The sequence below is a fragment of the Planctomycetaceae bacterium genome, assembly GCA_041398825.1.
In the GTDB taxonomy this organism is placed as follows: domain Bacteria; phylum Planctomycetota; class Planctomycetia; order Planctomycetales; family Planctomycetaceae; genus F1-80-MAGs062.
Window position 1 is genome coordinate 287,427 of the sequence record JAWKTX010000004.1, and the last position, 11,913, is coordinate 299,339.

Here is an 11,913-nt window from a genome sequence, read left to right on the forward strand (position 1 = left end):
TCAAAGAGATCCACCCTGAGCCGCAGCATACCCTTCCTGAACGTTGGAGTGCGAGCCATCCGTCGGAACTCCACGAAAATCCCCGGCGGTTCAGACACCCTCCGCAACGACGCTCGTTGCTGTCCGGGCAGCAGTATTCCGGCCACAGAATTCGTCCGAATCACAAATATGCCGGGCCAGGAGCGCTGTCGATGGTGATTGCTTCGGTGGCTCTGCAAATCCGGTTCGATGCCTGATATCATCCGCGATCTTCCGGAAATTCTGGCAGTAGATCGCAACCAACAAAGTGCGGCAACGAATACAGATACCACAACAAGCAAAGCGCCATTGCGCTGACTGGGGAGTGTTATGTTTTCACAGATGAGGCTCTATCAGGCTCTGCTTCTGACATCAATTCTTGTGGCTGGAGTGTCTTCGGCTTCGAGTGTCGCTCAGGATGACACATACCCCGTCCCACCGGACGCAATGGTCCAGGACGGCGTACCACAGGGCAGGATTGAAGGACCGTTCAAGTTCTACAGCAAGATCTTTCCCGGGACAGTGCGAGACTATTGGGTCTATGTGCCCGCTCAATACGATGCATCGAAACCACCGGCGTTGTTCGTCATTCAGGATGGAATAGGACCCGCGAAGAACTGGAAGATTCCAACCATTCTGGACAACCTGATCAGCAAAGGGGAAGTTCCCGTACAGCTGGGAGTTTTTGTGGGGCACGGACAGGTGCCGGCACCAAACAAGAACGCTCAACCCCGATTTAATCGTAGTTTTGAGTACGATGGTCTCGGCGACCGATACGCCCGTTTCCTGATTGAAGAGCTGCTTCCCGAGGTTCGCCAAAAGTGGACGTTCAGCGATAACCCTGATGATCGCTGCATCGCGGGTTCAAGTTCCGGTGCAATCTGTGCATTTAATGTGGCATGGGAACGTCCGGATCAGTTCCGCAGAGTGATTTCTACAGTCGGGACGTTTGTTGCTTTGCGCGGGGCGGATGCTTTTCCCGACCTGGTTCGCAAGACAGAGGCTAAACCCATTCGCGTCTTCCTGCAGGATGGCAGCAACGACCTGGATATTTACGCCGGTAGCTGGTGGGTCGCCAATCAGGATATGCTGTCAGCGTTACGATTCAGTGGTTACGACGTCCACCACATCTGGGGCGAAGGCGGACATAATGGAAAGCACAGCGCATCGATTATGCCGGACGCAATCAAATGGATCTGGCGAGATTACCCACAGCCACTGAAGGCGCGGGCGGGCGGCGGGAAACAACGACGGACTGATTTGCTGATCGAAGGGGAAGAATGGCAACTGGTGAGCGAAGGGCACAAGTTCACCGAAGGGCCCGCCGTCAACGAAGCAGGGGAATTATTCTTTACCGACATTCCCGCCAGTCGTATTCACAAGGTGACACTGGACGGAACCGTGTCCATATTTGCCGAAGAAACCGGACGTGCGAATGGACTGATGTTCGGGGCGGATGGCCATTTATACGCCTGCCGCGCAGATGATTCTCAGGTTGTCCGCTATTCACCCGATGGCAAACAAATGGAGGTCGTCGTTCAGGGTATTAAGTGTAATGATCTGGTTGTTTTCGCGGATGGCAGTGGTTTTGTAACAGAACCGAACGCGAAGAAGGTCTGGCATTTCAAGGCCGATGGCACAAAGCAGGAGGTAGACAGCGGAATTGAATTTCCAAATGGTTTGATTACGTCGCCGGATCAGACACTGCTGAACGTGTCAGACACCCGAGGTCGATTTGTGTACTCGTTTCAGATTCAGGCCGATGGAACTCTTGCCTGGAAGCAGAAGTATGGTTGGCTGCATGTCACGGATGATCTTAAGTCTGAGGCCGATGGCATGACCGTGGACACAGAAGGGCGAATTTACGTTACGACAGCGATGGGGCTTCAGGTGCTTGACCAATTGGGGCGTGTCCACTTCATCTTTAATAAACCAAAGCCTGGCTGGTTGTCCAACGCCGTTTTTGCCGGCCCTGATCGAGACGTTTTGGTCGTCACCTGCGGTGACAGCGTATTCAAACGTCGAATCAAAGCCCGGGGTGTCGATACCTGGAAAGCGCCGGTCACTCCGCCAAAACCCGGATTGTAGAATCATGCCCCAGGGCCGTGAATCTGGTATCTGTCAGCTGTCACTCTTTGCATCGACGGCTGGCGTTCCACCATGAGGGATTTTTCGTCCGGATTCCTTCACGTAGGCGGCGCGTTGTTGAGCGTATTCTTCGGGGGTCAATTCAATTGGTGCCTGCCGGGCTTCGAACAAGTGTTTGAGAAACGGCACGCACCAGCCACAGCCGGTACCCGCCCCACCACATTCGCTCATCTGGCTGGGAACCTGCGGCTTATGAATGCGGATGAAATTGACGACTTTGCGTTGCGTCACATGAAAGCAGTAGCACAATTTGTCATCCAGCTGCATCTGACTTTTCAGCCTTCCCGGGCCTCGTCCGGCAAACGGGTAATTTGAATGAGCTTCAATTGACGCTCGTCTGCTTCAACGACGCGGAATGATAACCCGTGAGATTCGATGACTTCGCCCTGCACGGGAATATGGCCCCGGACCGACATCAAAAATCCACCAATGGTGTCGAAATCTTCATCTTCCGGCAGTTCGACGTTGAGTTCGCGATTGAGATCATCAATGTGAAATCGACCGTCAACGGTGATCGAACCATCATCCTGTGATGAAATCATCGGTTGTTCTTCGTCGTCGTATTCGTCGGAGATATCACCGACGATTTCTTCGACGATGTCTTCGAGCGTCACCAGCCCTGACACACCGCTGTACTCGTCCACAACAATGGCCATATGAACTTTTTGTTGCTGCATTTTTTCCAGCAGCGTTTCAATGCCCTGAGATTCGGGCACGTACAGCACTTCGCGGGCATACTTGTCGACGGTCGCTTCGGCGGGATTCTCCGGTGGATTCAGTGACGCGGCCAGTAAATCCCGGGCGTAGAGAATACCAACAACATCATCGATTGTTTTGCCAACGACCGGGACACGCGAGTATCCCTGTTCGACCAGGATACTCAGTGCTTCCTGAAGGACCGTCTCGCGAGGAATTGTCACCATGTCGGTTCGGGGCGTCATGATCGCAGCAACGTCCTCCGACTGCAGATCCACGACGCGATGAATCATTCGGGAGGCGTTTGACTGCAGGACACCTTCCCGATGTCCTTCATCAACAACGGCTCGAAGCTCATCCTCCAGAAGGTGATTTGCCTCGGACGAATCGGGTTCAGGCAAACCAAAGACACGATGCATCACACGATCCAGCTTCAACATTGCCGACCAGACCGGTACGAGCGGCCGGGTCGCAATTTCGAGCAAGGGCCACAGCCGATAGATGACTGCTTCCCCTGTGACCCGGGCCAGTGTCCACGGAATCGCAAAAATAAACGCGGTCCCCAATAGAACCAGACCTAAGATCCTGACTGCAACGAGGGCCGCCTGCCCGGCGATAATTTTCTCCGGAAACACAAAAAGCCCGAAGTAGGACGAGCTGTGAAAAATCAACGTGCAGATGAATAGAGTCACCGCAAAGGCCAGTTCGCACATCCAGAGAACACGTTCGTAGTTGTGCAGAATTCGACCAAATCGATCGGCATCATCTTCTTCTTCGCAGATCTCCTCCAGCTTACTGCGTGAAAAGTCACGCAGGCTAAAACAAATCAACGAAAGCAACATCAGGAGCAGCGGTGGAAATGACCATCCAGCAGTGATCAGAAGCTGATTCACCCAATCGTCCTCCGAGATCGAACTGAGCTGCTGCCCGATCCGAGATTGCTGGACGGAGGTTCTTCAGGTTCGACTGAATCGTTGGCTGTCATGTTTCCGGAATTCATTGGTGAAATAGTTGCTGGACAGTCGTCGGGGCGATCTTCCGCGTACACCGGAGTATATCCAAGTTCTCCCATGATCGCGCGTTCGCGGTCCCGCATGAGACACTGTTCGTCGGGAGTGAGATCGTCATAGCCGCAAATATGAAGCATTCCATGAATCAGGTACAGCTTCAATTCGGTGATCGGTTCCCAACCTGCATCGGCCGCCATTTCAACGGCCATTTCCGCACTGGCGACAATTTCACCTTCAATTGAGGCACCAAAGCCTCTCCTGCCGCCCTGGCTGCCGTCCTCTTTATCAGGGTAAAAGTCCAGTTGAAAACTGATCACATCGGTCGGGTAATCGTGCTGCAGATGGTCCCGATTGATCACGTGGATGGCAGCATTGCCCACGATCGATACGCTGAGCACGGCAGAGCCAACCCCTTCCGCTCGAAGCGCGGTTTCCAACGCGGCAGCCAACTCGGTTTCGTCGACGGGTAAGGCCTGCTGCGAATTGACAATGTCTATTTCGTACATGAATTCCGAAGAACGACCTGGTCACAACACGTGTTGTACAAACAATGCACAAACCGGGCGGCGAAATGACAATGCTTCCGGCGGAAGTTTATTCCTGGGTTTCTTACCATGCAAACGACGCAGATCTCTTTTCTGATGGCAAGCCGTGCCTCCGGCGGGCTCCGTTCGACCTGGGCGTGCGTTCAGGGCGGACGTTACGGGCGAATGCCGTGGATCAATGGACTGATAATGACGCTTGAAAACATCATGATACTGCCGCATTGAAAAGATGCGTTCTCTCTTGCGTCGCGTTGGATGGTCTCCCTTTCGAGCTGCGTCGCTCGCCACTCACCCGACGGCAGTGTAGACTGAGGCTGTTTCCGGATGGAATGATCGCCCCCGCGCGAAAGGTTCTGGAGAACTTTGGCGTCATCTACAGGATTCAGCCATGGGAGTCTGTGCTATGAACGGTAATGTCGAATTGTGCACTCGTCGCCCTGTCCATCGGCGAATCCGCTTCAGCGCGGTACTTCTGGTGGTACTGGCCCTGGGATGCACCGACAGCCAACCGGCGACAAGCAGTAGCCCTGCAAAGCCCCGAACAACCGATAAGGTAGATGAGTTCAACCCGAATGCGGGCCGCGAGGTCGTATCCAACGAAGTCAGGATATCAAACCCGATCACCGGGGCACTGGAGGCCTACCAACCTCTGAAGCGACAAATTGCAGGACTGGGGATCGACCATGCAGTCGGCCTGTTTCAGGCGCTTGAAGGACGTTACCCGAAAGACTTTGACGAGTTCATGACGCGGATCATTAAAGAGAACAATATTCGGTTACCGTCGCTGCCGCAGGGCATGTCTTATCAGTACGACGTTGCCAATCACAAACTCGTGGTCGTCCGTGACGACACGGGGCAAAGCGTCGATTGAGACGCCTTCATTCAGGAGCTGTTGCAAATACCCATGACTGCACAGATGAAATCACTGTTCCCCGATGAACTTCTGGAAGGTATCGAAACCTCAGGTGTTATCGCAGTCCTGATTCTTGAGAATGCGGATGACGCTGTACCGGTGGCCAGATCACTTCTGGACGGCGGCGTCCAAGCAATGGAACTTACGCTACGCACGCCCTCGGCGCTCGAAAGTCTCCGTCAGATTCGACTTCACGTTCCGGAGATGCTTGCTGGCGTGGGGACGATACTTCGCCCCGAACAGGTAGACCAGGTCAGGGATGCTGGCGCGGCGTTCGGCGTGTCGCCCGGAACCAGCGTTGGCGTGGTACAGCAGGCGATCCGAACGCAATTACCGTTTGCTCCGGGAGTCATGACACCCACAGATATCGAAACGGCTGTAGCTCTGGGATGCCGAGAACTCAAGTTTTTCCCGGCCGAGCCATCGGGGGGACTGAAGATGCTGGCCAGTCTTTACGCGCCATTCGCCCATCTTGGTGTAAAGTTCATTCCACTTGGAGGAATCAATCCATCTAACCTTTCACAGTACCTGTCGAGTCCATCGGTTTTGGCCGTAGGCGGTTCGTGGTTAGTCAGCGCGAAGCATCTGAAAACAGGCAACTGGACTGCGATTACCGAAACGGCTGCGGAAGCGATTCAAATTGTCCGGCAGCGACAAGATGTTGGCCAGGAGTGATTGGCCAGGAGTCAACAGTGTGCCACGCACGTCGAGAGCCTCCGTGTCGCGATGAAGTCTTCCATTCGAAATCAAATTCTCTGGCCCTTCGCACTGATTCAAACACTGACGATTGGTGCGTTGTCTATTCTGCTCGCGTTGCGAGCCATTGATGCGGCTCAGACACAGGCGGTGGGGCGCCTGAATGGAGTTGTTCAGACCCTGCGTGACGCCAGTTTCCCCGTCCATTCGTCGATTCTTCAACAGATGAAGGGGCTGTCGGCAGCGGACTACATTGCGCTGAATGATGACGGAGGAATTGTCGGTTCCACTCTGCCCGAATCCACCACGGCGCGACTGGTGAATCAGATTCTGGGGATGAAACAATTTGCAAAGGACGACAGCTCAGAATCCGGTCCATCCGGAACTCGACAGGATAGTGGAATCAGCGACTTCATCCCGGTCCACACGGTCGAAGGACCGTACGTTGTGGGTCGCGCGGACATCCGGAAGTCGAGCAATGCATCTGAGCTCTTTGTCATGATGCCGGAGGGCGACTGGCGAGCACTGACGGAATCGAATATGTGGCCTCCGTTGCTGATCGGTGCCGCCGCTCTGAGTATCATGGTCGCGGTCTCGATTGTGCTTGCTGGTCGATTTGCTCAGCGAATTCGTCGCATGCAGGACCACGTTCGGCGAATTTCTGCCGGGCATTTTCAGTTAGCCATTCCCGAATCGGGTTCAGATGAGCTCGGCGAGCTGGCGGAATCAATCCACAAACTGGCAGGAGAACTTGACCATCTGACGCAGCAGATCCGCATCAACGAGCGTGCGGCTGTAGTCACTCAGGTGGCGGGAGGACTGGCACACCAGCTGCGCAATTCGATCACCGGGGCAAGGTTGGCAGTGCAGGTCCATATTCGTCGATGTGAACAATCAGATCGCGAAAGTCTTCAGGTGGCATTGCGCCAGTTGTCATTGACGGAATCTCAAATTCGCGGGCTCTTAACACTGACACGAGATCTTCAGCAAAAGCCTGAACCGGGAGAAGCTGACGAAGTGATTCGTCATGTTGAATTACTCGTTCAGCCGGAATGCCAGCATCATCAGATTCGACTTGACGTTCAACTTTCGAACAGCGGGTTTACGATCAGCGATGCCGAACAGATGGAGGCGGCTTTATTGAATGTTGTTCGGAATGCGATGGAAGCCACGGGACCGGGCGGGCAGGTTGAAATTGAATCTTCATTCGCCGAGAGCCGGTTTATTGTGGAAATCAGGAACACTGGCCCGCCGGTTGCACCGGAAATCGCGGACAATATGTTCGATCCTTTCGTGACTTCAAAACCGGAGGGCGTTGGACTGGGACTGACGCTGGCAAGTCGCGCGGCCAGTGATCATCATGGTCAGCTGACCTGTCTACGCACCGGTGAATGGACTCGATTTCGATTTGAGTTGCCCTTGTCGCAAGCCTGATATCTCAATATACGCCTCATTTCCCACGGGGAATCAAATTCTGCTGCGGAACGGGTTACGTGGAAAGGGAGAATTCTTGACACGAGTATTGATTGTCGATGACGAACCTGCGATCTGCTGGGCGTTCAGAGAATGTCTGACTGACGAAGGATTCGAAGTTGGCGTTGCCAGTTCTGCCGCACAGGCGCTGGCATCGACCGACGATGAAATGCCCGATGTCATTGTCATGGACGTTCGCATGCCAGGCATGGATGGACTTGAGGCCATGCAGCAGTTTCGTAAAAAGGCCGCCTCCATACCAATCATCATCATGACGGCCTTTGGCAGCTTGTCGACAGCTGTTCGAGCTATCGATGGCGGGGCGTTTGATTATCTGATCAAGCCGATCGACCTGGACAAAGCTGTTGCAGTGATCCGCCAGGCAGCCGCAATAAATTCGGCACCGGCAAGTGGAGACGAAATGCCAGCCGTAGATTGCGCTTCGGATGAACTGATCGTCGGTTCGTCGTCCGCAATGCAGGAGGTGTTTCGGCAGATTGCGCTGGTGGCTGAGCGAGACGTGCCGGTATTAATCACCGGCGAAAGCGGCACCGGCAAGGATCTTGTTGCAAGGGCCATTCATCAGCATAGTCGACGACGTGGTCCGTTTGTTCCAATCTGCGTTCCCGCGTTCAGCGACACTGTGGTTGAGAGCGAATTATTCGGTCACACCAAAGGGGCATTCACCGGCGCTGATGTGGCTCGCATCGGATTGTTGCAGCAGGCAGATCAGGGGACCGCGTTTGTGGATGAGATTGGAGAGATACCCTTACCGCTTCAGGTAAAACTGCTGCGGGTGCTCGAAACACACGAAGTTCAACCGGTAGGTTCGGGCACGTGCCGCCATTCGTCGTTTCGCCTTGTAGCCGCGACTAATCGATCGCTGGAAGCCATGGTGGCTGAAGGAACATTTCGCAGTGACCTGTTTTATCGTCTGAATGTCTTTCGTATCCATTTACCGCCTCTGCGGGAACGCACGGACGATATTCTGCTTCTGGCAGAACGATTTCTTTCGGATGTTGGCATCGGGAAAGGGATGCGGCTCTCTGATGAGGCCCAGTCGATTCTCCTGAAACGCGAATGGACCGGCAACGTAAGAGAACTTCGCAATGCCATTGAGGCTGCGTCGGTGGTTTGCCGCGGCGAAGTGATCCGGTCCGAGCACCTGCCGGAACCATCACACCAGATCAACAGTTCTGGCCGCTCCCCCGTCGAAAGTCTGCAATTGGCTGTCACACACTGGATTGATGATGGCCTAAACCTACACGGTTCGGGCTCATTTGAAACAGCGAGTGACCTGCTGGCTCAGTTGTCGGGGCATACAGAGCCGCCTCTCCTGCGTCGAGTTCTTGATGTTGCCGGTGGCAATCGCGCACTTGCGGCAAGGATGCTGGGGATTCATCGCGATACGCTCCGGGAAAAACTGCGCCGGTATGGGATTGACGCTGAATAGTGGCTCAACTTTTCTGGCGTTGTTGCATCCGCCGGAATGGCCCTGCCTGATTTGCAAGGTCTCCTGCTGTTTGTGGCTTCTTCGCAACACCCTGTGTTGATTTACGGCAACATTCTGTCCTGATGCAATCAGGTTGATGGGATCGCCCTCGCGATTTGATTCAGGCCTTCGGGAATGTTCTCCGACGGCCCATTGCAGCGGCTATGTTTCATGAATGCCGGCCAGCATCGAACGTATGGTGTGAGACCGTCACAACCTGCATTGGGAAACGATCATCATGAATCAGGGGCAGTATCAGGCACCATCGGGATCGATTGCCAGAGACGACGTTCCATTACATCTGCCGCAACAGCCACCACGCGATGAACTTGTCCAGCAGTTGCTGCTGCGACAAACACAGCAAAAGGCTGAGCCTGTCCGCCTTGCGTTTTGGGGATTGGTTTGCGTTGCGGCCGTGTTGATCGGTGGTCGCACGCTTCTTGAGATGCGAATGGCTGCAATGGACACTGCGATTCCAAAGACAGCGACCCTTCCATCCGAGAGGCGGGAAGTTTCCGGTACAGCGGCAGAGTTAATGAATGCGGATTCGCCTGTTCGTTCAGGCAGCGAAGTGCGAACACCTGCCAGAGAATCCATCGATGCTGTGCCGGCGCAGAAGGCTGGGCTGGTCACTTCGGTCATGAATCGAATTCTGGGACGCACCGATTCCGCAGTTTCTGAGCCGCCGTCGCAGCAGATCTTAATTGAGGGCCCCGCGCCGCATTATCATGCATCGCCACTTCACGAAGCCATGGTCACGCCGGGAAACTTCATGTATCTGGGGGCTTTCAGAGCTCCTCATGTTGACGAAAACAGGGAAGCATCGCGGTTTTGTTACGGTGGCTGGACACTGGCTTACAACCCTGATGGCGACCCGAGTGGTTCTTCTGACGGGTTCGCCGGATCACTTTTCATTTCCAGCGACCCGACACAGGAGTTGATTGCGGAGATCTCGATTCCGCAGCCAGTGACGGCAAAGCCGCGGTTTCTGGATGCCATTCCCGCAGCAAACATTCTGCAGTCGTTTGGAGATCCGACTGGTGGTATTCGCGGTTCCATGACAGGCGATTCTTCCGAGCCATTCCGGTATGGCGGCCTCCATGTGATTGACGGACGGCTTCACTGGACGATGTACAAGTACTACAACGTTGAGACGATTGATTTTCCATCGCACGGAGTATCGACCCTTGACCTGAATCGTCCTGAACCGCAGGGACCATGGCATCTGGGTCCCTCGGAGACAGGCCGTTCAGAATGGCATTCGTACAAGCATGCCGGGTACATTCTGCGCGTTCCGGAGGACTATGCGAATCAGTGGTTCTACGGACATAAGCTGATCTCCGGGCTGCAAATTGCTACCGGGCTGAACATTGCGAGCCATGGCCCATCGCTGTTTGCTTACAGCCTCCCGACTGTCGCAACTTCTCCCGGCCGTTCCCTTGATGCACTGCCGCTGATGTACAACGACATCAGTCGACCGGCCAGGGACTTTAATCCTGCGGATCGATGGACAGGCGGCGCGTGGCTCAGACTTGGCGAAAAGAATACGATTATCATCAGCGGCCGCAAAGCGCTTGGTGAAGTCTACTATGGCGAAGCAAGGCCAGGTGACTGCACGATCGACAAGGGATATCACGGCGCGCCTTATGAATCTCAAATTCGTTTTTACGCTCCACAGGCGCTGGTCGCTGCCAGTCGGCACAGCCTTGATCCAACAGGAATCGAACCGTGGTACATTTGGGATGGGAATTCTCCGGGAGGTGGGCCCGCTCAGTACCTGTTTCCATCATGTACACAGTATCTTGGTGGGATCGCCTGCGATCCTGAACACAACCTGCTGTACCTTGTGCAGATCGATGGCGGGGCAACGTCCGATCGTGAGTTCGATCCACTGCCAGTCATTCACGTGTTCCGGTACGGTGAACCTGCTTTATGAACAAACGTTCGCTCCGACGAATTGCCTTCCTGACAATGGACTCGCTTGAAGGTTTTTTTGCTTACGATGACATGGTGAACGAGCCACTCTTGCGGCGTGGTGTTCAGGTGGACCATGTTTCCTGGCGTGCGAATGCGGAATGGAGCGACTACGAAATGGTGGTCATTCGCAGCCCCTGGGACTACCACAAATCCGCTGACGCATTCCTGCACGTGCTGGATTCGATCGACCAGAAGACATGCCTGGTGAATGATCTGCAGACTGTGCGATGGAACATCAATAAGCATTATCTGAAGGATCTTGACCATCGTGGTGCTGATATTGTTCCTACCGAATGGTTTGCGTCTTTGTCTGTCGCAGATCTGGACTGTTTGTGCGAACGATTTGGCGAGGAAGAATTTGTCTGCAAACCAGTAGTCGGTGCGGGAGCAGAGAACACTTTTCGCCTCTCATCTCGTACGTCGCCGGACGTCCGCAGGGAAGTCGCAACGACATATGAGTCACGCGAAGCGATGGTGCAGGCGTTTGTCCCAAGCATCACGACCGTCGGCGAATACTCACTGTTTTACTTTGACGAGCAATTCAGTCACTGTGTACTGAAGACTCCGACGGCAGGAGATTTTCGAGTACAGGAAGAACACGGAGGCCAGCTGAGAGCGATCACACCGGCAGTAGATCTTCTGTTTGCCGGAGAGAAAGCTATCCAGGCCGTTTCCGGGCGTTTGCTGTACGCACGGGTAGACTTGGTACGCCTGCCTGACGGTAAACCCGTCGTGATGGAGCTCGAATTGATCGAACCGTCTCTCTATTTCCCTTTCGATCCGCAATCACCCGAAAGATTCGCCGACGCAATTTTACGGCGAATGCAGTGACGCAGAAATTCTGCAGATGAACAGCTGAGTTTGGCTGACAGGCCACATCCTTCAACAAAAAGTCCCTCGCGAACGAAGTGGTTTGCCTTTCGTGTGGATCTTCAAAGGACTGGA

General features: G+C 54.3%; 10 protein-coding genes. 7 read left to right on the plus strand and 3 right to left on the minus strand.

Annotated features, from left to right (window positions below; all coding sequences use genetic code 11):
- Positions 1–348 precede the first annotated feature (348 nt).
- Positions 349–2,106, plus strand: coding sequence for an SMP-30/gluconolactonase/LRE family protein (locus R3C20_09465; GenBank protein ID MEZ6040724.1), 1,758 nt, complete (start codon positions 349–351; stop codon positions 2,104–2,106).
- Between the two features lie 33 nt (positions 2,107–2,139).
- Here R3C20_09465 and R3C20_09470 read toward each other — a convergent pair whose 3' ends face one another.
- Genes R3C20_09470 through ybeY form a run of 3 tightly spaced genes read right to left on the minus strand, consistent with a single transcriptional unit; the run spans position 2,140 to position 4,378 of the window.
- Complete coding sequence (locus tag R3C20_09470; protein MEZ6040725.1) at positions 2,140–2,433, minus strand: (2Fe-2S)-binding protein; 294 nt, start codon at positions 2,431–2,433, stop codon at positions 2,140–2,142.
- 8 nt (positions 2,434–2,441) lie between these two features.
- A complete protein-coding gene (locus R3C20_09475; GenBank protein ID MEZ6040726.1) occupies positions 2,442–3,755 on the minus strand; it encodes a hemolysin family protein in 1,314 nt (437 codons plus the stop codon).
- The gene (gene ybeY / locus R3C20_09480; GenBank protein MEZ6040727.1) at positions 3,752–4,378 is read right to left on the minus strand and encodes an rRNA maturation RNase YbeY; all 627 of its coding nucleotides are present in this window, start codon (positions 4,376–4,378) and stop codon (positions 3,752–3,754) included. The genes R3C20_09475 and ybeY overlap by 4 nt, the downstream gene beginning before the upstream one ends.
- 442 nt (positions 4,379–4,820) lie before the next feature.
- On the opposite strand from ybeY, the gene R3C20_09485 reads away from it, so the two are divergent.
- The 6 genes from R3C20_09485 to R3C20_09510 all read left to right on the plus strand — a co-directional run bounded on the left by R3C20_09485 (position 4,821) and on the right by R3C20_09510 (position 11,799).
- Complete coding sequence (locus tag R3C20_09485) at positions 4,821–5,288, plus strand: hypothetical protein (GenBank protein ID MEZ6040728.1); 468 nt, start codon at positions 4,821–4,823, stop codon at positions 5,286–5,288.
- 33 nt (positions 5,289–5,321) lie between these two features.
- A complete protein-coding gene (gene eda / locus R3C20_09490; GenBank protein MEZ6040729.1) occupies positions 5,322–6,005 on the plus strand; it encodes a bifunctional 4-hydroxy-2-oxoglutarate aldolase/2-dehydro-3-deoxy-phosphogluconate aldolase in 684 nt (227 codons plus the stop codon).
- 51 nt (positions 6,006–6,056) lie between these two features.
- The gene (locus tag R3C20_09495) at positions 6,057–7,460 is read left to right on the plus strand and encodes a HAMP domain-containing sensor histidine kinase (GenBank protein MEZ6040730.1); all 1,404 of its coding nucleotides are present in this window, start codon (positions 6,057–6,059) and stop codon (positions 7,458–7,460) included.
- 76 nt (positions 7,461–7,536) lie between these two features.
- The gene (locus R3C20_09500; GenBank protein MEZ6040731.1) at positions 7,537–8,952 is read left to right on the plus strand and encodes a sigma-54 dependent transcriptional regulator; all 1,416 of its coding nucleotides are present in this window, start codon (positions 7,537–7,539) and stop codon (positions 8,950–8,952) included.
- Between the two features lie 277 nt (positions 8,953–9,229).
- On the plus strand, positions 9,230–10,927 hold the full coding sequence (locus R3C20_09505; protein ID MEZ6040732.1) for a hypothetical protein: 1,698 nt from the start codon (positions 9,230–9,232) through the stop codon (positions 10,925–10,927).
- A complete protein-coding gene (locus R3C20_09510) occupies positions 10,924–11,799 on the plus strand; it encodes a hypothetical protein (protein ID MEZ6040733.1) in 876 nt (291 codons plus the stop codon). The genes R3C20_09505 and R3C20_09510 overlap by 4 nt, the downstream gene beginning before the upstream one ends.
- Positions 11,800–11,913 lie beyond the last annotated feature (114 nt).

What these genes read in the sequence shown, in the direction of transcription:
- R3C20_09465 (MEZ6040724.1), top strand. Translation starts at nt 349, where the DNA reads ATGTTTTCACAGATGAGGCTCTATCAGGCTCTGCTTCTGACATCAATT.
- R3C20_09470 (MEZ6040725.1), bottom strand. Translation starts at nt 2,433, where the DNA reads ATGCAGCTGGATGACAAATTGTGCTACTGCTTTCATGTGACGCAACGC.
- ybeY (MEZ6040727.1), bottom strand. Translation starts at nt 4,378, where the DNA reads ATGTACGAAATAGACATTGTCAATTCGCAGCAGGCCTTACCCGTCGAC.
- R3C20_09485 (MEZ6040728.1), top strand. Translation starts at nt 4,821, where the DNA reads ATGAACGGTAATGTCGAATTGTGCACTCGTCGCCCTGTCCATCGGCGA.
- eda (MEZ6040729.1), top strand. Translation starts at nt 5,322, where the DNA reads ATGACTGCACAGATGAAATCACTGTTCCCCGATGAACTTCTGGAAGGT.
- R3C20_09495 (MEZ6040730.1), top strand. Translation starts at nt 6,057, where the DNA reads ATGAAGTCTTCCATTCGAAATCAAATTCTCTGGCCCTTCGCACTGATT.
- R3C20_09505 (MEZ6040732.1), top strand. Translation starts at nt 9,230, where the DNA reads ATGAATCAGGGGCAGTATCAGGCACCATCGGGATCGATTGCCAGAGAC.
- R3C20_09510 (MEZ6040733.1), top strand. Translation starts at nt 10,924, where the DNA reads ATGAACAAACGTTCGCTCCGACGAATTGCCTTCCTGACAATGGACTCG.